This window comes from Nocardiopsis lucentensis DSM 44048, assembly GCF_000341125.1.
GTDB lineage: Bacteria > Actinomycetota > Actinomycetes > Streptosporangiales > Streptosporangiaceae > Nocardiopsis > Nocardiopsis lucentensis.
Window position 1 is genome coordinate 1 of sequence record NZ_ANBC01000681.1, and the last position, 23,430, is coordinate 23,430.

Annotated in this window: 13 protein-coding genes, 1 tRNA gene and 1 pseudogene; 5 read left to right on the top strand and 10 right to left on the bottom strand. The window is 66.1% G+C overall.

Annotated elements, in window-relative coordinates:
• The 5 genes from D471_RS0123860 to D471_RS35870 all read right to left on the bottom strand — a co-directional run.
• A partial coding sequence (locus tag D471_RS0123860) for an ATP phosphoribosyltransferase regulatory subunit (protein ID WP_017600945.1) occupies positions 1 to 685 on the bottom strand: 685 nt, incomplete at its 3' end.
• 160 nt (positions 686 to 845) lie between these two features.
• Positions 846 to 1,058 (bottom strand): BldC family transcriptional regulator, encoded by a 213-nt coding sequence (locus D471_RS35855; RefSeq protein ID WP_017600946.1) that lies wholly within the window; start codon positions 1,056 to 1,058, stop codon positions 846 to 848.
• Positions 1,055 to 1,351 (bottom strand): WhiB family transcriptional regulator, encoded by a 297-nt coding sequence (locus D471_RS35860; RefSeq protein WP_017600947.1) that lies wholly within the window; start codon positions 1,349 to 1,351, stop codon positions 1,055 to 1,057. Before D471_RS35860 ends, D471_RS35855 begins: the two co-directional genes overlap by 4 nt.
• Positions 1,348 to 1,653: a hypothetical protein gene (locus tag D471_RS38675; RefSeq protein ID WP_152486417.1), complete on the bottom strand. Its 306-nt coding sequence runs from the start codon at positions 1,651 to 1,653 to the stop codon at positions 1,348 to 1,350. The genes D471_RS35860 and D471_RS38675 overlap by 4 nt, the downstream gene beginning before the upstream one ends.
• A gap of 5 nt (positions 1,654 to 1,658) precedes the next feature.
• Positions 1,659 to 2,225 (bottom strand): ATP-binding protein, encoded by a 567-nt coding sequence (locus tag D471_RS35870; RefSeq protein ID WP_017600949.1) that lies wholly within the window; start codon positions 2,223 to 2,225, stop codon positions 1,659 to 1,661.
• A 279-nt stretch (positions 2,226 to 2,504) separates the two neighbouring features.
• Between D471_RS35870 and D471_RS0123885 the strand changes: the two genes are divergently transcribed.
• Together D471_RS0123885 and D471_RS0123890 are read left to right on the top strand one after the other, a co-directional pair.
• Complete coding sequence (locus D471_RS0123885; protein ID WP_161630116.1) at positions 2,505 to 3,797, top strand: helix-turn-helix domain-containing protein; 1,293 nt, start codon at positions 2,505 to 2,507, stop codon at positions 3,795 to 3,797.
• Complete coding sequence (locus D471_RS0123890; RefSeq protein ID WP_017600951.1) at positions 3,794 to 4,723, top strand: phosphotransferase; 930 nt, start codon at positions 3,794 to 3,796, stop codon at positions 4,721 to 4,723. Before D471_RS0123885 ends, D471_RS0123890 begins: the two co-directional genes overlap by 4 nt.
• Positions 4,724 to 4,729: 6 nt before the next feature.
• Here D471_RS0123890 and D471_RS0123895 read toward each other — a convergent pair whose 3' ends face one another.
• From D471_RS0123895 to D471_RS35880, 5 genes and pseudogenes are all read right to left on the bottom strand, one after another.
• Entirely contained in the window at positions 4,730 to 5,224 is a 495-nt protein-coding gene (locus D471_RS0123895; protein ID WP_017600952.1) for a GNAT family N-acetyltransferase, read from the bottom strand.
• A gap of 160 nt (positions 5,225 to 5,384) precedes the next feature.
• Positions 5,385 to 6,098, bottom strand: coding sequence for a hypothetical protein (locus D471_RS0123900; RefSeq protein WP_017600953.1), 714 nt, complete (start codon positions 6,096 to 6,098; stop codon positions 5,385 to 5,387).
• A gap of 440 nt (positions 6,099 to 6,538) precedes the next feature.
• Positions 6,539 to 7,213: a S1 RNA-binding domain-containing protein gene (locus tag D471_RS0123905; RefSeq protein WP_241479696.1), complete on the bottom strand. Its 675-nt coding sequence runs from the start codon at positions 7,211 to 7,213 to the stop codon at positions 6,539 to 6,541.
• Between the two features lie 406 nt (positions 7,214 to 7,619).
• On the bottom strand, positions 7,620 to 14,762 hold the full coding sequence (locus D471_RS35875) for an RHS repeat-associated core domain-containing protein (RefSeq protein ID WP_241479697.1): 7,143 nt from the start codon (positions 14,760 to 14,762) through the stop codon (positions 7,620 to 7,622).
• A gap of 75 nt (positions 14,763 to 14,837) precedes the next feature.
• Positions 14,838 to 18,349: pseudogene (locus D471_RS35880) on the bottom strand (LamG-like jellyroll fold domain-containing protein).
• Between the two features lie 460 nt (positions 18,350 to 18,809).
• On the opposite strand from D471_RS35880, the gene D471_RS39695 reads away from it, so the two are divergent.
• From D471_RS39695 to D471_RS0123930, 3 genes are all read left to right on the top strand, one after another.
• Positions 18,810 to 18,880, top strand: a tRNA-Ser gene (locus tag D471_RS39695).
• A gap of 661 nt (positions 18,881 to 19,541) precedes the next feature.
• The gene (locus D471_RS0123925; RefSeq protein WP_017600957.1) at positions 19,542 to 20,909 is read left to right on the top strand and encodes an esterase/lipase family protein; all 1,368 of its coding nucleotides are present in this window, start codon (positions 19,542 to 19,544) and stop codon (positions 20,907 to 20,909) included.
• The coding region (locus tag D471_RS0123930) for a tetratricopeptide repeat protein (protein WP_017600958.1) at positions 20,902 to 23,430 on the top strand (2,529 nt) is incomplete at its 3' end. The genes D471_RS0123925 and D471_RS0123930, both read left to right, overlap by 8 nt.

Here is a 23,430-nt window from a genome sequence, read left to right on the forward strand (position 1 = left end):
CGGAGGCGCGGTCCGGGGCCTTGCCCGCTCGGCATTCGGCGAGGGCGTCGAGGCACTCCTTGACGGCGACCGTGGTGGTTTCGTCGAAGCCACTGTGTTCGGCCAGGGCGCGGAAGACGCCCACGTCGCTGATCCGGACGCGGACCGCGTTCTCGGGTGTGCCGAGCGCGCGGAGTGCACCGTCGATGAAGGTGATGATCTCGGCGTCGGCCGCCGCGGACGCGACTCCGAGGATCTCGACGCCGAACTGGCGGAACTCGCGTGCCTTGCCCGGAGACAGGGTGTCGACCGCTTCGTTGCGCCAGCACGGCAGGTCGTAGAAGACCTTCAGCGGCAGGGTCTGGGTAGGCAGGACCGAGGCGAGCCAGCGGGCGACGGAGACCGTGCCCTCGGGGATCAGCACGGCGGGGGTGTTCTGGTGGGTGTGGGTATGGCCGGGCCCGTAGTCGGGGACGTCGAGTTCGAAGACGCCCTTGGGGTTCCACTCGGGCCACGGCGAGGCGCCGACGACCTGGCGGCTGAAGGATGCCTTGCGTTCCAGGGCGGGGACTTCGAGGCGGTCGTATCCGCGGGTGTGGGCGTACTGGGCCAGGACGGACTGGGCGTAGTCGCGCTGACGCAGTTCGGGGCCGAACCGGTCGCGGGTTCCCGCGAAGGGCTGGGTGTCGCGGGGGGTGTGGGGCACAGGGGGCTCCGTTCGTCGAGGTGTCGTTGTCGGTTGTCGTGTGGTCGTGGAGTGGGGGCGCGGCGGCACGGGTGGGCTGGGGGTTGTGCCGCCGCGCCGGTTCGTCGGCGCTGGTGGTGTCTCGCCCGGTTGGGCGGTGATCTCGTCGGGGGACGCGTGGTCAGTTGGCGGGTGTGAGGTGTTCGGTCCACAGGGCGGCGACCTCGCTCCTGAGGTAGCGGCGGTGGCCGCCTGGAGTGCGGAAGCTGGAGATCCGTCCCTCCTTGGCCCAGCGCGTCACGGTCTGGCTGTCCACACGGAAGAGGGCGGCGACCTCGGCGGGGGTGAGGGCCTCCGGGGATGCTGAGGTGTTGTCACTGTTCAGGGGTGTCATCGGGCCGGTTCCTCTCGTACGTGGGTGGTGGGTCGCAGCGGGGCCAGGTGCGCGCGCCAGTCGTCCACCTGGGGGTTGTCCAGGCGCAGTGCTCGACGTTCGCGGGCCGTCATGCCGCCCCACAGGCCGGAGTCGATCCGCAGTTCCAGCGCTTCGGCCAGGCACGCCGTGCGAATGGGGCAGGGAGCGCAGATGTGTCGGGCGCGGCGTTGCTGGAGGGTGTTGCCGAACAGGCGGTCGGGGTCGGGCAGGTCGCGGCAGGAGGCGCGGGAGTCGGTGAGGGGTGTGCTCATGTCGGCGGCCGTAGGACGTGGTGGTGGGTGGATGTTCTGGGAGTCCGGGAGCATGCGGGTTCCGGGTGGGAACGGTCAGCGGGTGCCGTCATGGCGAGGTCCGTCTCGACGTGCAGGATCTGGTGGTGTAGTTCCTGGCCGGTGGGCGCGGACAGCGGGGCGATGTGGGCGCGGCCCCGGTAGAAGGCGAAGAAGGCTCGCGAGCCCGGTCCCCACATCACGAGCCAGCGGCTCCGGTGCCGCAGTTGGAGCTGGCGAGCGACCGTGTACTGGTCGTGGTCGTCCCTGACGTCCCAAGCCACCGTGATCACCGCTCGGTGTGGTCGGAGGGCCGGGCAGGGTTTCGTTCGATGCGGTCCACCTCGAACCAGACGCTGGTACGACCCTCGTCGTGGTGGATGGTGCCCCACCGGTTCGCGCCCGTCGCGACCAGGTGCAGTCCGCGCCCGCTCTCGTCGTCGGGGTCGAGGGGTCGCAGGTGGGGCACGGTGATCTCCCCGTCGCGGGGGCCGGCGTCGGTGATGCGCACCTGGGTCCGGCCCTCCAGTTTGAAGACGCTGATGGTGATCTCGCCGCCCGGATCGCCCGATCGGGTGTGGCGGATGCAGTTGTTGAACAGCTCCGAGGCGAGCAGTTCGATCGGGCGGAGCTCCCAGTCGGGGAGAGACGCCAGTGCCCGCAGGCGACGGCGCATGACCTTGGCGTAGGCGGGTTCACCGGGAACGGTCATCGCGGGGCCCGTGAACTCGTCGTTGGGCTCCAGCAGGACCGGGGCGCGGTCCGAAGGTGCGGTGGCGCGCTTGGGCAGCGGGGGAACTTCTCGGTTTCCGGTGTCGGTCTCCGTGTTCTTCGCCTGTTCCACCAGTGCGGCCATGTCCCATCACCGTCCTCTCGTTCCTGGTCACCGTGCCTTGTGCGTCAGTTCCAGGTCGTTGACGAGTTCTCAGTTTCGGGTTGGCGCGCCTTCGGTTCCCATGAGCAGGGGTGATGATCGTTATTACGGTGGTGATGCTTTTGGGAGCAGGGCTGGCGAGGCAGGTGGGAAGCCCGGTTTCATGGGTGGAACATTTCCTCTTTCAAGGGATCCGTGGTGGCGATATGCATGAATTGCGGCAGGCAGAGGGTATCTGTCGCTGATGTGAAGAAAAGGTGTTTGTGTATACCCAAGGGGTTCTGGGAGACAGCTGAGGCGCAGGAGGCCGCTGGGTGCCTCGACGCGGGCTCGCTGGTCCGTCTTCTGCGTTCGCGCACCGACCTGTCTCAGGAGGCCCTCGGGCGGTTGACCGGGCTGTCCCAGTCGATGGTGTCCCAGCTCGAATCGCACAAGCGCGAGTTGAAGGACGTCGTGAAGCTGCGCCGTTTCCTCGACGGCCTCGGGGCTCCTCGGGTGACGGCCACTCGCACGCAACGGGAGAGCGTTGAGAGCACCCGGCTCTTGGCGCACGCCGCCCAGGTCACCATGGGCGCGGCGGAGATCGATCCGCACAGGTGGCGCGGTCCGAACATCCCTGAGGCGGCCCTGCCCGTCCGGAGGGTGACGGGATCTGACGTGGAGCACGTCGAGACGGTCACCAAGGCGCTGCGGGCCGCCGACTACCAGCTCGGCGGTGGAGCGTGCCTGGACGCGATCATGGCGCACCTGGCCTACGCCCACCGGCTGCTGCGCGCGGCCAAACCCGGGAACCAGGTCGGCCTCCAGCTCTACCGGGCCGTCGCCGATCTGCACAACCTCGCCGGGTGGGCGAGCTTCGACGTCGGCCGTTACAGGGTCGCCGCCGAGCACCTGTCCCTGGCGCTGGAGCAGGCCCGATACATCGAGGAACCCTCGCTGGTGGCCAATGTGCTCTACCGGATGGGACGCCTGCACCTGCACCGCGGCCACACCCTCCAGGCCCTGCGGTTCCTACAGCTGGGGCAAATCGCCGCCCAGGACTCCGGATGCGAGCGCACCGTCGCGCTCATGTGCGCCAATGCCGCCTGGGCCTATGCCGTCCTCGATGACCACAAGCGCTCGATGGACTCCCTCGCCCGTGCGCACGACGCCTTCGCCCGCGCCGATGCGGACACCACCCCGTGGGTGCGGTTCTTCCACGAAGCCGACCTGGACGCCATGTCCGGGGTCGTCAACGCCGCACTCCCCACCCCTTCGTCCCGCACGTACACGACCACGACCGAGCACCTGTACCGGGCTGTGGACGCCCGCAGCCCGGACATGGGCCGTAGCCAGGCCTTCGAGCTGACCGCCCTGGCCACCGCCCACATACGCAACGGCGACCCCGAGCAGGGCGTCCACATCGGCCGCCAAGCCGTCGACCTGGCTCGGCAGGTCCGGTCAGCACGTGTCATCGACCGGCTCGCCCCACTCCACCACGCCGCCCTGGCCTACCGAACCCGGGGCGAGACCGCCGAACTCGCCGACGAGATTGCTACTCTTCGCACATCATGAGCATCACTCCCGCTCCCTCCACCAGCCCCCGCTTCGCCCTCACCCGCGACCGCGTTCATGACGTCCTCGCAGCCCTGTGCGAGGAGGCCGGGCTGGGCGCCAAGGCGGCTGATGACGCCGAACTGATCAAGTTCACCAACAACGCCGTCTACCGCCTCCCCAGCGCGGGGCTGGTGGTGCGCATCGCCGGATCGGCGACCGTGGCCGAACGCGTCCCCGTCGTCATCCAGGCAGCCCGGTGGCTCGCCCAGCACGACGCCCCGACGGTGCGGTTGGTCGAGGACATCCCCCAGCCAGTGCGGATCGGTGGAACCACGGCGACCTTCTGGCACCTGGTGCCCTCCACCGGACCCGAACCGACAGGCACCGACCTGGGCCGTATCCTCCGCTGCATCCACGCCCTGCCCGCCCCGGGTTTCGCGCTGCCGTCGTGGGAGCCGTTCGCGCGCATCCGCAGCCGCATCGAGGATGCCGAAGGGCTGACCGAGACCGATCGGGTCTTCCTCTCCGAGCGCACCGACCGCCTGGAGCTCCTGGCCCAGGACCTGGAGTTCGAACTCCCCGCCGGGGTGCTCCACGGAGACCCGTTCATGGGCAACCTCATCCCCGGCCCCAACGGTCCGGTGATCTGCGACTTCGACAGCCTCAGCCACGGCCCCCGCGAATGGGACCTGATCCCCACCGCCGTGGGCAAGGTCCGCATGGACTACACCACCGACCACCACAGCCCGCTCGCGGCCGAGTACGGCTTCGACGTCCTCACCTGGTCCGGGTTTCCCGTCCTGCGCCAACTCCGCGAACTCAGGCTCGTCACCAGCGTCCTACCGGTCCTGAACACCAACCCCAGCCTGCGCACCCAATGGCGCCACCGCCTCGACACCCTCCAACAGAGCGACACCACCACCCGCTGGTCCACCTACCGGTAGTGGAGATCAAACAGTGGCCAGGCTCTTTGCCATCACCCTTTCCCTACGAACACTGTCGGGCAGGAGGTCACCGAGTTCACCGGTGTCCGCGAAGCCGTGTCGCTCGTAGAGCGCGGCCGCCCTGTCGTTGTTCGGCAGCACGGACAGGCGCAGCGTCCGGGCGCCGCGCCGTTGCCCCCACCGCTCCACCGCCCAGATCAGGTGGTCACCCACGCCTCGACCCCGAGCGGCTGGGGTGACCCACATCGAGATCAACTCGACGCTGTCCGCCTCGCCTGGAACTCCACTGGCCATGCCCACCGGACGGCCGTCGAGGAGCGCGACGAGATCGTGTGCACCGGGAATCGACAGACGGGCACGCCAGCGTTCCTCCCGATCGCCGGAGCCCTGCCATTCCGCCAGTGTCGATCCGAACGCATAGGGCGCTTCAGCAAGAGCCGACAGTCGCAACTCCCGCCAGAGGGACCACTCGCCCGGTTCCACAGTGCGCAGTTCAAGCATGATTCAGACCTTGCCTGCCTGGCGGGGCGACAGCAAGTTGATTTCGTGCCGAAAGAAGGTTGATAGCCGTGCGACCAGTCGGAACCAAGGAGAACCAGCACACTCACATGCCCGCAGATCGCAAGGCCCCGACGAACCTATACGGCCATAGCACTTGGTCTTATTCCTCTTCCTCAGAGGGAGGAATCGGAGCATCGAACACATCGACGGCAAATTCCGAGGTAAGCGTGTCCTCTGGGTCGTCGCTGCTTCCGTGGGCGAACGTGTGGATGCGAACGTACCTACCATGCTGAGATGCCTCGTGGGCGATGGCGAACGCCGCACGGGCGGGATGTCCGCCGGTGGGTTCCCGCGAGGTCCACGTCCTGATGGCCTGCATGTCCTCCGGCAGCGGCCAACTGCGCGGTTCAGCACTGGCTGGGACGAACACTTCTTCCGAACGCATCTCGAAGCTCCAGCCAATGTCTCCGTCGCTTTGGACTTCGTTCGAGACACGGACCCCGAACCCCATCATGTAGGCCGCGTCGAGGAACTCGACCAGTTCCTCGGGATTGTCGGTGAAGTAGAGGTGGCGGACGACGCTAATGGGTCCCATGTCGGTATAGCGATGGGGGTCGGGCTTGCCAGCGTCGTGGAAGAAGCGACGGGCAGCAGTCTGCACCGGTTCGGGGAGCCGTTCCAGCACGCCGTTCATGTCATCTTCCCGCCCTTCGAACAGGCGGAGGTTAAGAGCATCCACCAGATCCTCTGTGAGCTGGGTCTGGGCACCAGACAGGGTGGTGACGGCTTGGAGTCCGCGATTGCTGTCGATGGTAAGCGCGAAGATCCGCGCTTTGGTCGGAGTGTGGTGGGCAACGAATCGTTCGATGTACACGAGTATCCTCTGTGTAGGCCACACAGGCGTCCGCGAGCACGCCCGTAGAAGGGGAAAGACTGAAGAGGCGTGTCGGCTGAGTTACGTACCCGCCGCGTTACCGTTGGCCCGTGTCAGTCCGGGTACAGCCCGAACCGCTTGGAGCAGAACCCAGCATTGCACATCCAGCCGCTTTCCGGAACTCCCCGGAGCCGCTTCTCATCCGATGGCCGCAGGTTCTCCTGCCAGGTGGGCCACAAACCCCCAGTTCAGATGGAGCGCGCCGTCTCCCGCCACATCCGGCGGCACAATGCTGACCACCGCCAGGATCACCCGCCTCAACGTCAACCCGTGACTACAGGTCAAGATCGACGCCTGCCCGGTTCACGGGAGTGACGGGAGGCGATCCCGGCACACACCCAAAACTCACGCACGAACCGTGTTCGGTAACACCTCAGGAGTCAACAAATGCCTGACGGGGCCAGTCGCCGAGAAAGGGCCAGCCTGCGTCGCTCTCGATCGACTTCGATGACAACAACCATGACCTCCTCACCGACCTGGACTACGCCCTCCGGAGCTTCCAGTGGCATTTCTGTGAGCTCTCTCAAGTGGACCAAGCCCTCAACCCCGTCGGCCACCTGCACAAAGACGCCGAAAGGTACCAGTTTTGTGACGCGCCCATACAGAACCTGCCCCTTCTCCACACTGTCAGCGAACGCCTGAAAGGGGTCGGGTTGCATCGCTCGCAACGAGAGCCTGGCTTCTCCGTTCGACGCGTGAAAGCCAAGGAATTTACACGAGACACGCTGACCAACATGCACAATGTCCGTTCCCGTCTCGAAGTGTCGCCAGGATAACTCGGAGAATGTGATGAACCCAACTCCGGGGCAGACCGGGTGGTCGGGACTGTCGTCCAACGCCACGAAAACACCGAACGATTCAATTGACGCAATCCTTCCGGAAATGATCTCACCGGGGCGAAGCCGCTTGAGGAAATCCCAGAGTTCCGGATTCTCCGTGGCAGCCATCGACAGATGAACCCGAGTGTTATCCCGATCAACTGCAATTACCTCAGCCGTGATCCGTTGACCAATCTCCGGATCCACAGGTGGAGATGGACTCCAGGACAGGTCCAACCGTCTGACTATACCCAGTGGATACTCAGGAAATCCATCCAGGGTAACCACTACGTCGTGGGAGCGAGTTACTTCGGCAACGACTCCGCTACAGAGGCCACCGATGCGAATCCTTTCCAAGAAGGCTCGAGCATCCCCATGATCCAACCCTTCATCCATGAAACCACCCCCTGCAACGACGGCCTCTCCCTGGTCTACTCATCTCCGGACGCGGTGTCCGAACCGATCTAGGAGAACCTTCCGATCACACCAGGCACCGACCACAGGACACCACCGCCATTGCATGAGAATTCTAGAACCGCGACCGGCACACCAGAAGATCATCCACCCACCTCTCGTACTTCAGATAAGCGAGGTCGGATTAAAAGTCTCCCCACAGCCAACCTTCGAAATACCCACATCACCACTACCACTCATAGCCATTATGATAATTCACCCAATTCTGATCAACTATGAGCTCATTAAATCGTGGAATTTTATTGACAGGGATCGCCCACTCATTTCCACCACCCTCAAGGTGGCGCCTCCTGTGAACAAGGAATTCCGAGTCAAAATCAGGGTGCATCTCATACTCATAGTACCCCTCCTCCCACTGGGGGCGGCCTGCATAGTGGTCTCTGACAACATCCCTGTCACCAACAAAAGCGAGACGCCCCCCTTCCTGGTGTAGAGCAGGGTTCAAACCATCAGATTCAAGGTCCCTGTTCCCGTTGTTGGGAGACCGGTAAACACGGGGGTTGCAGTTGTGGTTGAGGAGGTCCAGGTCCCCTGCGGTCACGTGGAACGTGTGGACGCCCTGGACGGTCAGGTTATGGACCGTCGCCGCCTGCGTCCAAACCCCAACTGCGGACACCTGCACCCACGTGCCCGCCGAGGTCTGCAGCCACATCCCCGGAGCCAGGTCGATCGCATCGACCCACGACTCCAGATCAGGCACCCAGAACGGGTGCTCGTCGGTTGCGATCACCCCGTCCCCGACCACCGTCGGACCAGGAACCCCGCGACGATCCTCATCCGGGTCCGTGTTCTCGCCCTCAGGCGCTAGGCGCTCGGTGGTCGGATCCACCGTGATCTCCACCAGCGTCTTGGCACCCGACCCCACGATCGTGGCCAACACCGTCCGCGCCGTCTGCTCACCCGTCTCAGGGTCAGTGGCCACCACCTGGTCCCCGACGTCGACGTCCTCGATCGGTTTGGTCGACCCATCGGCCATCAGCACACCTGTGCCCGGGGCGAAACTGTTCCTGTTCCCGCCTACGGGGCAGATCTCATCGACTCTTCGGCTCGACCGAGTGAAGTCGCGAATGGCGTCGTACAGTTCATCGCCGAGGTTATAGAGCCTCTCGGCTAGTTCGGCACCCTTATCCCACCTGAGGCCGTACTTCACTGCGATTTTCCCGACAGCGCCCCCGACGAACATCGACGCGACGTTCAGCGCGGTCTCACCACATGCACCGAGGTCGCCCGTAGTAAAGCACTCCAGCCCTGCGGTGATTCCCAATTCGTCCGCGGCGACCTGCGCAAGACCGGCCGCAGCGTCAATCATCCTCTGCTTGGCTTCTTCTTTCTCCCTCTGAGCGTCGAGATACTCCTGATTTTGCTGACTCTGATAGGTCCCTCCGCCGGACCCTCCGGAACCACCCGAAGATGATCTCGCCCAGTTCATCGTCCGCCGCCACGTCGGATGAGCCGCAATGTCGACCCCATACTTGCGCTGGAACGCGTAGCGCACGATCTGCAAGTGGAATCGGACCAGGTTCTTGATCCAAGAACCGCCGGGGAACAGACCGTCCGGGTCACTGAAGGCGACGGGGTTGTTGTTGGCGTAGGTGTAACCGTGCATCTGCTGGTGGTCGGTCACGTCCATGACCGGGTCCACCGAGATGAACCGACCCAGGTTCGAGTCGTAGGCGCGCGCTCCCAACTGGGTCAGGCCGGTCGATTCATCAATCGTGCCGCCCACGAACCCACGCTCGGAGGGCCACTGCCCTTCACCACCTCGATCGGTACCGAACACTGTCCTGTACTGGTGGATCTCCTCACCGGTACGCGCGTTGACCGCGACCTGGCCGGTGCCGTGGTGGTCGGAGTGGATCCAGGACAGGGTGCCGTCGTTCTCCCGGACCGCCACGGTCTCGCCCGCGAAGGAGTAGAAGCGGGTGGCCTCCTCCAGCAGGGTCTGCTTGTCGAAGCGCACCTCCATGCCCGGCAGGTACAGCGTGGCCGCGTCCGGGGTGTGGCGGATCAGCCGGGAGCCGTCTGCGTCGTAGACGTAGGAGGTCTGGCTTCCGTCCTCCTCGGTGACCCGGACCAGGTTGCCCTCTGCGTCCCACTCCAGGCTCTGGTCCCGGGAGGCGGTGGTGCGGCCGGTCATGTTGCCGGACTCGTCGTAGGAGTACTGCTCCAACCGGTCGCCGCCGGGACCGGTCTCCTGCACCTGGGTCAGCATCTGCGGCCGCAGCCCCGAGGCGTCACCGTGGGTGTAGGTGCGGGTGATGTCGCCATTCGGACCGTGTTGGACCTCGGTGGTGCGGTTACCCAGGGTGTCGTAGGTGTAGGAGTGCCAGTAGGGCGCCGGGCCGCCCAGGGAGTCAGCTGAGGGGGCTGCGTCGCAGGCCTGCTCCCCGGTGGTATTGGGAGTCCACACGTCGGTCATGCGGCGCATGTGGTCGTAGGTGAAGCACTGCACGTCCGACTGCAGGTGGGCGGCGGTGGGTTCGTTGCGCAGGTTGAGGACGTTGCCCGCGTCGTCGTAGGTGTAGTGCTGGTTCACCAGCGATCCGGAGACCCCCAACTGCGGCACCAGGCTGGTCTTGGCCAGGCGTCCGGTGGTGGCGTCGTAGTGGCGCGTCAGCCAGGTGGGGGAGGTGTCGCCGTGGTCGATGTCCATCGTGCGCTGGGTGATCTCGCCCAGCTTGCTGTAATGGGTGTCCGTGACGTACCCGGTCATCCCCGACATCTGGGTCGGTAGCCCAAGGTCGTTGTAGGAGTAGGCCACCGGCTCCCGGCCAAGTGCGCCAGCGGCGGGCATGGTCTGGTGATTGATCGACCCGTCGGGGTTGTAGTGAGTGCCGAACCGGTACCGGCCCGAGATCCCGGGTTCGCTGGAGGGGATGAGGATCTCGGTGGTGATGGGCCGGTAGAACGTGTCGTAGTTCACCACCCGGGTGGTGTAGGCGGCGCCGTCCACGTACCGGGTGGAGGAGGTCAGGTGCCCCTTGGCCTCGGTGTCGTAGACCCATTTGGCGCGCAGCGGGCCTTCGGGGGAGTCGTCGTGCAGTCCGGTCTGGCGGCCCAAGGCGTCGTAGGTGTAGGCGAGGGTCTCCCCGCGCGCGTCCGTGATGGTCACCAGTTGGTCGAGCTGGTCATAGGTCATCGTGGCGGTGCCCGAGATCGGGTCCTCGGTCTGGATCAGGCGACCGAGCAGGTCGTAGGTGTTGGTCCAGGTGTTTCCCTCGGGATCGGTGACCGTGGTGAGTTCGTCGTTCTTGGCGTAGGTGTAGGTGATGGCGTCGAAAGCACCCTCGGGTGTGGGCCCGTGGTGGGTGCGCGCTTCGACCAGTCGACCCTGGGCATCGGTGATGGAGGTGGTGGCCACGCCCCCGTCAGGTGGGGTGACCAAGGTGCGGTCGCCGTGATATTCGGTGCTGGTGCGCCAGCGCTCCTGGCCGAAGGCCACGTGCAGGACGTCGGTGGCGCGCCCGGCCCCGTCGTAGATCGTCTCGGTCTGCTGGGGAATCGTGGCAGTGTCGGCGGCGGTGAACAGGGTGTCGCTGGGATCCTGTTCGTTGTGGTAGGCCTCGGTGACCTTGACGACTTGGCCGCGGGTGTCGTGGACGGTGTCGGTGATCAGCCGTCCCCCGTCCACCCAGGGGCTGGGGACCTGGGTTTGTCGGGGGCGTAGGAAGCCGTCGAAGATCTCGTAGGTCGTGGTGTATTCGGTCGGTGTGCGCAGGCTGTGGGTGACGATCGAGCTGGGCGCGTCTTGGCGGATGTGGTATTCGAACCTCGTGGTCGGGGTATCGCCTGCGGCCTGGTCCCTGCCGGGCAGCCACACGCCGGTGAGGCGGCCCAGGGGGTCGTAGGCCATGGTGATGGTCCGGTCGTTGGCGTCGGTCTCGGACACGGGCAGGCCCCGGGCGGGGTCGACGTGTGTGGTGGTGGTGTGGCCGAGCGGGTTGGTCTCGGTGACCGATTCCGGCAGGCCCGCTGCGGTGTAGGTGTAGTCGGTGGTGGTCGCCCCGTCGGCCGCGTTGGTCTCGGAGATGGTGTTGCCGAAGTCGTCGAACGCGGCTTGCTGGATGATCTGGTAGGTGGGCTCACCATCGGTGTAGGAGGCGAGTCGTTCGGTGCGGGTGGGAAGTCCACGCGTGGGAGTGGTGCCGTGGGCACCGCCGTCATAGGAGACACGCTCGTCGGTGACGACGTCATCGGGTCGATTGGGGGACTGCTCACAGTCCACGGCCAAGGTCTCGTTGCGCGAGACGAGGTTGAGGATCCAGGCGTCGTCATTGCTGACGTAGGTGGTGTTGACGCATTCCTCGTCCCCGTCGACAGCCACGTCTCCGTGATCGCGTACGCGTGTGACGGCGCCCGCGTCGTTGACGGTGTTGTCGATACGGGTCTCAAACCAGGTCCCGTCGGCCTTGCGGTTGAAGGCGACCTTCTGTTCGGTCTGGATCATGTGCGCGGTTTGGCTGCCCCAGGAGTGGGTGACCTCCGCTGTCTTTCTCAGCCATGGGACGGTGATCTCACGTGAGAGCTCCTGGCCGCCCTCCCCGTTACGGACGATGGTCTCGAGGAGAGTGCCGCTGAGTGCCTTGTGGTCGGTGTGTTCGACACCGCGGGAGTCGGTGACAGTGGCGTTCCTGGTTCCGCCGCTGGATGTCCGGTTACCGTCCATGCCCTGGAAGTAGAGGTACTCGGTCTCGGTTCGGACGTCGCCTTCCCGGCCGGTGCGGACGATGACGCGGTCGTAGCCGCGCCAGTCCGCCCAGGTGCGGTACTTGTCCTTGACCATGCCGTCGGCCTCGGTGTACCTCCATGCCGGGGTGCCCACGTAGTCGTAGCTGGTGGTCAGGGTGGGTTGGTCGGTGACCAGGTCGAGTTCGTTGACCTCGGTGACGACGTACTTGTGGAACCAGTCGGTCAGCTCCACTCCGCCCTCGGGGGTCCACTTGACGGGGTAGCAGCGCTGGGTGTTGTCGTGCGGCTCGGGTGTCTGGCCGTGGACGCACTCGGGTTCGGAGTAGGTGATGTCGAGCTGGGAGCCGGACTCGCTGAAGACCTCGGTGAGTCGCCAGCGCAGCATCGGAGCGAGGTTGTCCTGCGGTGAGTCCACCCGGTTGGGCAACTGGGTGCCGCCGAAGGAGACCTTGGGCATGGTCTCGGTGCCGCCGACGTGCCCGGTGTGTTCGATGGAGTCCAGCCACAGGGTCGCCCCGGTGCCGTCTCCGGCTTCGGGGAAGGAGTGCGCCAGGGTCCAGGAGTCGACCGGGACGTACTCTCCGCCTTGGTGGATCTGGGTGGTGACGGTGTCCAGCTTCTTGGTGGACCAGAAGGTCGGTGAGTGCTGTCCCGCGCAGGAGGAGTCGGCGTCGCAGTCCAGGTCCAGGGGCACGTCGGGCCAGTGCTCGGCGTTGCCGGAGGTGCGCTCGCTCGCGGCGCAGTCGAAGGTGTCGGTGGTCAGACAGCGTTCGGAGGTGGAGAAGATCACCCGTGCCGGGGCGGTGGCGTACACGTCGTCGCTGCGCAGCCCGTACTCGATGCGGCTGATGTTGGCCGCGCGTACGTAGGGGGTGGCGGTGTTGGTGAGGTTGCGGCCGTAGTGGTTGGTCTCGGCGTCGTAGTAGTACGTCATGACGTTGCCGTGCACGTCGACGACGTAGTCGAGGTTCCACTTGTAGGCCTGTTGGCACCAGGAGTCGGCGAAGGTGGGATCGTAGCAGGGTTGGCCGGACTCTGCGGCGTAGACGGGCATGGTCTGTGTCGACGCGGTCTCGGGGTCTCCGCTGGCCCAGCCGGGCAGGCGGTTGCGGCCGAAGAAGTACTGGGTGCCGTCGGGGGTGGTGACCTTCCAGTACTCGCCGTCGTTGGCGCCGTTGTCGGCGCCGGTGAGCCGTTCGACCTTGGTGCCGTCGTCGTTGGTCAGCCGGTAGGTGCCGTCGTCGTGTTTGACCAGGGCGCCGGAGTGTCCGCTCATGGACAGGGTGACGTTGTCGGTGTTCCAGCACAGGTCACCGGTTTTGTGTCCGGAGTCGGCGCACGCGGCGTAGCGGCGTTCGATCGCCCCGGGGGCGTAGGAGAAGCCGTCGCCGATCCAGGAGGTCTGGTTGTTGGAGGTGGCGATGCGTCCGTCGACCCCGCCGGAGGAGTAGCTCAGGCCCAGGGAGGGTGCCAGTTGGCTGGGGGCGGGCGGGGTGGTCAGGCCGTAGGACCAGGAGAAGTCACCGGAGTGGGTGTTGACGTTCCAGGTGGAGGAGGCCGACAGCTGGGTGGCGCCGTAGTCGCCGTTGCCCCCCGCGGCGGAGGCGGCCACGGCGAACAGGGCTCCCTGGTCGGGTGCGGCGGGCACGACCGCGCTGAGGGTCTGCTGCTGGACGTCGTTGTCCAGGGCCTCGGTGGAGTCGAGGGTGACGGTGTCTCCGTCGCCGCAGGAGTCGTCGAGAACGCAGTCGTCGAGTTCGGTGATCTGGAGGCGGGAGGCGTAGTCACCGCCGAAGGCGGCGGCGAAGTCGGTGTAGTCGATGTCCAGGGCGACCGGAGCGACGGTGGGTGAGGTGTCGGTGCGGGCGACCCGGAGCAGCAGACCGTTGATCCCGGCCGCCTCCGTGGTCTCCTGGTCCAGGACCTCGATCCGGACCGATTCCACGGGTTCGGGGTCAAGTACGGCACCGGAACCGTTCCCACCCTCCGTGGGTTCGGGCGCGTTCTCGTCGACGGGTTCCCGGCGTAGTTCGTCCCGTGGGGGCAAAGGACTGCGTTCGGGCTCGGGAGCCGCTTCCCCGGATCCGCTGTCGCTGTCCTCTTCCGGGGCGGTGCTTTCCTCGGAGGAGTTCTCTTCGACCGGTTCGTCGTCGGTGCCGGGGGCGGACGGCTGGTCCAGGGCGCCGTTCTCCCCCGACGGCGTGTCCGGTTCGCCCTCGTGTTCCCGTCCGGTGTTCGCGCCTGCCCAGTGCTCGGGGACCTGCCACCCGGACAGGTCTTCTCCCGTCACGGCAGTGACCGAGAACGGGGAGTCCGTCTGTGCGCTGAACGAGCGTGCCTGTTCGCCGCCGAGGTCCACGTCGGTGGTCGACGCCTCGGGCCAGGAGGCGTCGCGCGGGGCGGTCATGGCTGCCTCGGCCACCGCGTCGTCGCGCTCCGTCGCCTCGGCGACCAGGTCGCGCCCCTCCACGGAGGGGACATCCGTCGTTTCCGGGCGCGGATTGTAGCCCATGGCCGATGCCGGGATGGCGTTCAGCAGGCTGACCATCAGCACCAGGGAGATCGAGTAGGTGATACCTCTGCGGATCGGTCCGGGGCGGGTCGTGTCGCGGCGGGGGGTCACAGCGGTCCTCCTGTCTCCCTCCCGGTGGGGCGGGAGACGGTCACGGGGTTGGGGTGGTGGGAGGGTGGTGGAAGGTCAACTCTGGGTGTCGGGGAACACCCCGGCGTACACACGGTTCAGGTCGCGGTCGTTGAGTGCTCCGCGGTAGGCGTGGACGTCGTCGATGTCTCCGGTCCAGTGGTAGGTGTTGGAACCGGAGTGTTGTGCGCTGCCGATGCGCAGCGGGCCGTCGGCGTGCCAGGCGTGGTCGACCGCCACCCTGGACTCCTCGAATCCGTTGACGTAGAGCACGAGTTCTCCGCTGGTGTGGTCGTAGATGCCTGTCAGGTGGGTCCACTCCCCCAGTCGGGCCGCGGTGGTGGAGTAGGCGTAGGTCCATCCGTCCGAGCCGGAGGTGGGGGCGTCGTCGTGGGGGGCCATCTTGAACACCCACGCGCCCTGCGAACCCTGGTAGCCCAGGTGGAATCCGCTCTGGAACTGACCGGCCTGGCTCACGGCCGTGGTGTTGTGTCCGCTGCCGGTCTCGTCCAGTCGGACCCAGGTCGAGACGGCGAAGCTGCGGTCGGTGCGTACGGCGGGGGCGCCCGCCCCGNCAGTCCGTTGAGCCGGACACCGGGGGAGGCCGTGACGTCGTTCTCGGCCACGTTCCAGGCGGTGGTCGGATCGGCGTTGAGGACGGCGTCGAGTCCGTGGTCGGTGGAGTCGGCCACCGCCGTGCCGTCCCACTCGTCGAGCATCCACCGGCCCTCGGCGGCCACCGGCCGGTTGGCCAGGCGCCACGCCTCGGAGGTGGTCTCGGTGTCGGAGACGGTGTCGTTGAGCACGAGGCGGTCCCACACCTTGACGTCGTCGATCGCGCCGGGCCAGTAGTAGTTGCCGTCGCCCTGGAAGAGGGCGCGTCCCATGGTGAGCGGGCCCTGGGCGTTCCAGGGGCCGGTGTGCGTGGCGGTGCCCTGCTCGACGCCGTCGACGTAGAGGGTGATCTGTCCGGTCTGGGCGTCGTGGGTGCCCAGCAGGTGGGTCCACGCGCCGACCTCGGCCGGTGCGGTGGACATGACGTAGGCCCAGTCGCGGGAGCCGTCCCAGTACTCGTCCTCGGGGGACATCTTGAACACCCACTGGCCGGTGTTGCCCTGGTAGCCGAGGTGGAAGGCGCTCTGTTGGGTGCCTTCCTGGGCGACGGCGGTGTGGTGGGCGTCGGCGCGGTCGAGTTTCACCCAGGCGGAGACGGAGAAGGTTCCGCTGGTGTTGACGGCGGGTCCGTCCGCGGTGATCTCGTCGTAGGGGCCGGGGTCGCCGTCGGTGTAGCCGCTGGTGTGGACCGCGGTGCCCGCAAGGCGCGGGGTGGGGTTGGTGTCGGGGTTGGTGTCGGGGTTGCTCACCGAGCCGACCCTGCCCCTGACCCAGTCCACGCCCTGCGAGAGGGTGGCGCCGCGTTCGGTGTTGGCAACGTCGGTGGCTCGGTCTCCCTGCCCCTCGTCGAAGGGGAAGTGGACGACCGGGTCGCTGGGTGGTGCGACGAGGAAGGAGTAGGCCAACACGCAGTCGGAGGAGTTACCGAAGGCGTCCACGGTTCGGGCGTAGATCCAGTTGGGCCCCTCCAGGCGCGGGGTGAGGGTCACGGTCACCGACTCGCCCGGGGTGGCGGGGGTGATCTCGGTGGAGCAGGTGTCGTCGTTGAGGGCGTAGAAGTAGGCGGAGGCCTCCGCCACGCCGTTGTTGGTGAAGGTGAACTCGCCCGGTTGGCCCGGGGAGCCGTGGAACTCGTCGCCGATGGGGTAGTCGGTGGAGGCGACTGCGGGGCCCTGTTCCGGGCGCGAGGTGCTGACCGTCAGGTAGCAGTACTCGGACCAGCCCGACCAGGAGGTGCCGTCGTGGGCGTTGGCCCGGTAGCCGATCAACACGTCCTCGGGAAGGGCGTCGGACTGAACCGACTGGTAAGAGCCGGAGGACCAGACGGCCACGTTGGTGGAGGCCGTGTCCACGTCGCCGAGCCGTTGGCCGTCCACCCACCAGGCGAACCGGGTCTTGACCTTCTGGCGGTTGGCCGAGGTGGAGTCGCGGTCGCGGACGTAGGCGGTGAAGGTCGGCTGGGTCTCGTTGATCAGCCGGGGGTTGTCGGGGTCGGTGGAGCAGGTGCCGCCGTGGGAGTCGGAGAGCTCGGTGGGGACCTCGGGCGGGTTGTTGTAGTCGACCTGCAGGGTCGGGTTGGACTCGAAGCGCCGCCAGTCCCAGTTGCTGGAGGAGCGGGTCTCGTTGCCGCGCAGGCCCAGGGTGGTGGTGTTGTGGCCGGCGTCGCGGCTCCACACGTAGCCGTCGGTGGCGTCGAACTCCACGGTCGGGGAGGGGCCGTCGGGGCAGTGGGTGCGGCCGGCGTTGATGGTCTGGGTGTCGAGCTTGGTCTTCCAGGAGGGCTGGGAGCTCCAGGTGGTGGAGGAGGTGATGGCGTTGGTGCGCCAGAGCTCGACCTGGGCGTCGGTGCACCCGTAGGCGTGGGTCACCCGGGGACGGAAGGTGGCCCGGACGATGTCGGCGTTACGGGTGCGCGAGTCGATGCCGAACCGCCAGAAGGCCCGTTTGGTGCTGCCCTCGTTGGGTTCGTATCCGACACCGGGGTCGTGGGAGGTGGCGTAGTTCCAGTAGGACTGGCTGGGGTAGTTGCGGTTGACGTAGGTGCGCCCCACCCTGCTGACCGCGAGCGAGGGGTCGATGTAGACCGGGAACTCGGTCTGGCCGTCGGCGAGCATGGCCGCGTCGGGAACCAACCGGATGGCGTCGGGACTCACGTCGACGTCGAGCAGTTCGGTGCGGGCACCGGCGGGAGCCATCACCGTGGGATCCTCACCGGTCTCCTCCACACCCGCGGAGTCCCACATGGCCGGGGCCACCGCGCTGAAAACCGTCTCCTGCCCCTGGTCGCCGACGGCTTCGAGGGTGCCGTTCTCAGCGGCGCGCATGGTCACGCCCGTGGTGGCCAGGGCCAACTCCAGTGCGGCGAGATCCTCGTGCTGCGCGGCTTCGGGGGTGTGGACGACCAGGACCTGGCCGAATCCGTCCGCTCCGGCGGTGAGCACGAGGTCGACGTCGGGCAGGACGTCGGCGTAGGTGGCCTGGGAGCCGTTCAGGGTGGGTGCGGGCAGGTTCTCGTGCCAGCCGAGTTCGACGGAGTTGGAGCCCAGACCGATGCTGGCCAGGTCCTGGTCCCCGCCCCCGGAGAAGGCGATGTCGGCGCTGACCGCCTTGGGCCGGACCCTGCCGTCGGATGCCACGACCAGGTCGGTGTCGACCGGAGTCCAGCCGCCCTCGCTCCGCACCCGAACCGGATAGGCGTTCTGCTCCATGGTGAAGCTGCCGTCGGGATTGGCCAGGTGGCGGGTGGTCTCGGTGGTGGCCGCGGTGACCTCGACCGGTTCACCGGTTTCCTGGGCCAGGACCAGCGCCTCCTGCTCACCGACCAGGTCAGCGTTGGAGACAGAGGGCCCGGGATCGGGCTCCTCCGCCGCGGAGGCGGGCGTGGTGGACAGAGCGGACATGAGGAGCAACGACGCCGTGACGACGGTGCCGGTTGCTCGCACACGGCGGGACATGGCAGAGCTCCAGCCCAGGGTCGGGGGATCACCTCGTGGGGTGCCGCGTCGTCGGAACGCGGCAGGTGGTTGTCCTGGGACCGGGCAGGAAGTTAGCAGCAGTGATCCAACGTCGCCACAGTGACGCAAGGCACATCATTTAGTGCAAAGTTGAACGACATGCGGGTTCTTCACCGGGAGTGGTACTGAGATCCATACTGTCCGGATCCGGACATTCCCAGCATGTTTAAAGTCTCATGTTCCTTTTGAGCAGCAGGAATGGCGTCCGGCCACTAAGAGCAACACGATCACAGCGCAACGACCACTCGAGAACCTCGCGAGGTGCCATCGGACGCCGCCACCGGCCCGTTCATGCTCCGTTCTTGCTCTTCAGTTCCGTACTGACACGACACTGGGTGGCACCACACGGCCCTAGACGACACGGCCGATCGGATGGGGTGACATGAAACGGCACGAAAAGGCACGTGGCGGCACCAGATCACCGGACTTCTAATCCGATGGCCGCAGGTTCGAATCCTGCCGGGTGCGCCACAAAACCCCAGGTCAAACGGGGTGTGCGAGTCGAACAGACGAGGTGGCAGGCTCGGATCCGGGCCTGAAATGCTCCTCGTGTGCTCCCCAGTGCAAGGTCCAGTACAGGTGGGGGCGGACCTCGCGGAGCATTTTGCCCTTCCGTGACCCTGTGGGTCCGGGCCGGGGACGGCCCCGCGTCCGCCCACCAGCGCCCCGCAGCCGCCCCCACACGCGTGTCCTGGCCCCCCGGGTACCGAACCGTCCTATAGGCCGTATCCGACCGTTTCTACCAAAAACCCTTACCCCACAGGCCTTCACGCGCCACAATCAGATGGGGTGACTGGACCTGGGCACCAGCGGTAACCCTCGCGATCCTGGCCGCGTTGGTAGCCGAGCTGTTGTTCGACGGCGCCCCCACCACACGCGGCAAGTGGGAAGCCACCTCCTGAGCAGGTGCCATCACCGTCACGCTGTGGCAGGTAGCTACGACCACCGTCTCCTATCTCTCGTCAGGCTCCGCCCCAGGAGCGTGACACACAGGCAAGAAGCACCCTGTAAGAACAACATCACCGGCCGGGTTCACCAGGCAGCCAGAACAAGCTCAACATAGACTCAGATCGCGAAACCGTACAGCAGCCAACTATGGCGCACGGTTCTCCCACCCCAGAAGGGACAGCGCGTGCAGCGCGAACAAGTCGATGACGTGGTGATCGTGGTCCCCGGTATCACCGGCAGCCGCCTGGCAGACAAGGACGGCACGGAAGTCTGGGGCCTGTCCGGGACGGCGCTCCTGCGGGGGATCGCGACGTTCGGCAGATCGGTGCGAAAGCTGGCCCTGCCCGACGACATCGGCGACGACCACCCCGGCGACGGGGTCACTGCCACCGGGCTGATGCAGGACCTGCACATCCTGCCCGGCATCGGAGCGGCGGTGGACGGCTACCAGAATCTGTTCGCGTGGTTGCAGCGCGAGTTCACCCTCACCCCCGCCAGGGGCGAGGAGCCCGGAAACCTGGTCGCCTTCCCCTATGACTGGCGGCTGTCGGTCCGATACAACGCCCGAGAACTCAAACGCACCGCCCAACTGGCCCTGGAGCGCTGGCGCGCCCACTATCCACACAACCGTGAGGCGCAGGTAGTGTTCCTGTGCCACTCGATGGGCGGGCTGATCGCCCGGTACAGCATCAACAACCTACCCGATCCGGTGCCCACCCGGTCGGTCATCACTCTGGGCACCCCGTTCCGGGGGTCCTTCGACGCACTCACCAACCTGGTCAACGGCAAGACAGTCCTGGGCTTTGACCTTTCCGGTGTGGCACGCTCGCTGCCCTCGCTACACCAGCTCACCCCGGACTACAGGTGCGTCCTGCAAGACGGCGTACGCGTGGCCGCGCACACCACCGACCTGCCCGGGGTGAACCGAAATCTGCTGCTGGACGCTGCCCGCCTACACGAGGAGCTGCGCACCGACAACACCCCGTACGCCCACCATGCCGTCGTCGGCCAGCGCCAGCCCACCACGGTTACCGGAGGCCTGGACGGGGAGAAGCTGACCGCTTCCGTCGAGATCGACGGCGATATTCCTCAAGGCGATGGGACCGTGGCCAGGTTCGCGGCCCGACCCGCCGGGTCTCAGGCAGCCGAGATCGGGCATGTGGACAAGCACGGGTCCCTGCAGAACCGCCAGTCGGTGCGCGACCAGATCTGGACGTGTCTGACCGCGAAGGACAAGGACTACCGGGGAGTGGGCCGCAACACCCTGAGTGTGGACGCCCCCGACGTCCTGGCACCCGGTGAACTGTTCACCTTGGAAGTGTCCGCCGAGGATGACGACCTGCGGGTGGCCGCGACGGTCACTCCGGTGGGCGACAACGAGGACGATGCCGCCCCGCGCTCGCTGCGCAACCTGGGAGGTGGCCGCTACGGCGCCACCTTCAACAACCTTGCCCCGAGCGCCTACCGGGTGCGGACCCACCTCCGATCCGACCGCGGGTCAGCCGTCACCCACCTGCTGCTGGTCACCGATGGAAAGGACACCTATGTCTGACAAGACGCTGTCCGGCTCCCTTCTGGCCTTCGGGGTGGGCAACTACGAGGCCAGTGAGTACAACGAACTACCCACAGCGATCCCCCAGGTGGAGAAACTCGCTGGGCTGCTCTCCGGCTCGGGCTACACGGACGCGGTGATCGCCGACCCCACCAGCGCTGACGCCGTGCAGGACGCCTGTGAACGGTGGGCAACCCGGTGGCGCCGTGAACGCGACCGCGGACCCGCTGTGCTCGTGTGGTCGGGGCACGCGGCCAGCGGGCCACGGCTCGTGCTCACCGGCGCGGGCCCCACAGGAGCACCGCGCAACATCCCTCTGGCCGCGCTCACCGAGTACCTCACCGTGCGCACCGACGCGACCGAGAGCACCGTCCCCATTCCTTACCAGAGACTGGTCATTGTCGACACGTGCTACTCCGGTGACGGGATCACCGCCCAGATAAACCAGGAGATGGAGCGTCTGAAGGAGACGTCCCAGAGTCCCGAGGCCCCTCATGTGTGGCTGGGCTACATCGCCAGCTGTTGGCCCCAAGAGCGGGCCGAGGGTGCGGGTGCGCTGATCAACACGATCAACCACCTGCTTGAACACGGCCTGGAACCGGGGTCGGACGGCCGTTACAGCGTGGTCTGGTCCCCGAACAACAAGTTCCTCACCGGTAACGACTTACTGGAAGCGGTCGGCCGCGCCTGGCGCGGCTCTTCCAACAACAAACCCATCCCCGTCACGGCGGGGACAGCGGATCGCATGTTCCTTAACCCCCGTTGGAGTGGGCCTCCACGCCCCCGCCTGATCGACGCGCACCTGGCCGAGGCCGCCCGCTCAGGCGGGAGCATCGACGCCGACGAGTGGTTCTTCACCGGCCGCCGCGCAGTACTGGAGCAGATCACCGAGTGGATGACCGGTACTGCACCCGGTCTGTGCCTGGTCACCGGTGCGGCCGGAAGCGGCAAGTCTGCGGTGGTGGGGCACATTGCGGCGCTGTCCAACCCCGAAACCCGCACACAGGTGCTGGACACCCCCGGGTGGGATCGCGAGTCCCCCGATCCTGGGGCCGGTTCGGTGCATACGACCCTGCATCTGCGCGGTCTGGACGCGTCCGGGATCGCCAAGGAGCTAGCTAAGGCGTTCGGGCTTCCCACACCGGACAACCCCACCGACTTCCTCAGCTCACTCAAGAGGACGCAGAGCAACACGGCTCCTGTCGTCATCCTCGACGGCTTGGACGAGGCTGTCTCCGACGATCCCGGCAAGGACCTCGTTCGTGGTCTGGTGCAGCCGTTGTCAGAAGATGTGCGGCTACTTCTCTCCTCTCGCCCGATACACATTCCTGTGCAAACCACCAGCGATGACGGACAACCGCAGCGCGTCTACAGGCCCTTGCGAGACCTGCTCACCCAGCAGGCAGTGTCGTCTCGCCCATTCCTCTGCGTGGATCTGGCTGAACAACAGTCGACCAGTGATGACATCCGCAGGTATCTCATTCGGCGGCTGAGTCGAGTCGACACGGCGACCGAGGAACAGGCCAGAGCTGTCACCAGCGCTTTGGTGGTTCCGGCTGATGAGAACGCTGGCGGGTTCCTGTTCGCCCGTATCACGGCGGACTGGCTCTCTCACCGCGCACCCGCCGAGTGGACGGACGATTTGCCGGCAACGGTAGCGGAGGTGTTCGAGGCGGATATCTCAGCGCTGTCCGATAACCCGGTACCACGCGAACTTTTGGAGGCTCTTGCCTGGGGAAAGGGGAGGGGTCTACCTGCAGACATCTGGTGTGCGATCGCCTCGACGATTCATCCCGATCATACATATGAGCGTGCGGACGTGGAGGGATGTCTCACTCTGTTCCGCAGGTACATCATCGAGGACGGTGATGGGCAACAGCCCATCTATCGGCTATTCCACCAGGAGTTCATCGAGTATCTCCGCGAGTTGGTTTCCACCAAAAATTCCTCTCCGAAAAAGGAAATCGCGGTGAAACTAACGGGTCTTGCCCGAGCGAGTCTGGATGAGTCGGGCGTAGACTCTCCTGATGTGATTCCCCTCTACCTGTGGGTGCACCTAGTCGAACACGTCCAGGAAGCTGGCTATGAGGGTGTATCCGCGTTGCGTGAGATCGCAGAACGGTACCCACAGACTTTCTTGCCTGACCTGGCCGGATCACTGCACAACCTTGCTATCCGCCTGTCGGAGGAAGGACAGCACGAAGAAGCCCTTGCACCCGCCCAGGAAGCTGTCAACATCCGCCGGACCCTAGCCGAGCAAACCCCCGAAGCCTACTTCCCTGACCTAGCCCGATCACTGGGCAACCTCTCCAACCAACTAGCGGAACTAGGACGGTACGAGGAAGCACTCAACAACGCACAACAAGCCGCAACTATCAGCCGATCCCTGTCCGAACAAAACCCCGCAGTTTACCTCCCTGACCTAGCCGGATCTCTGGACAACCTCTCCAACCAACTAGCGGAACTAGGACGGCACGAGGAAGCACTCAACAACGCACAACAAGCCGCAACTATCAGCCGA

Coding starts and splice junctions, on each gene's coding strand:
- D471_RS0123890 (WP_017600951.1), top strand. CDS start 3,794: ATGAGCATCACTCCCGCTCCCTCCACCAGCCCCCGCTTCGCCCTCACC.
- D471_RS35855 (WP_017600946.1), bottom strand. CDS start 1,058: ATGACACCCCTGAACAGTGACAACACCTCAGCATCCCCGGAGGCCCTC.
- D471_RS35870 (WP_017600949.1), bottom strand. CDS start 2,225: ATGGCCGCACTGGTGGAACAGGCGAAGAACACGGAGACCGACACCGGA.
- D471_RS35860 (WP_017600947.1), bottom strand. CDS start 1,351: ATGAGCACACCCCTCACCGACTCCCGCGCCTCCTGCCGCGACCTGCCC.
- D471_RS0123895 (WP_017600952.1), bottom strand. CDS start 5,224: ATGCTTGAACTGCGCACTGTGGAACCGGGCGAGTGGTCCCTCTGGCGG.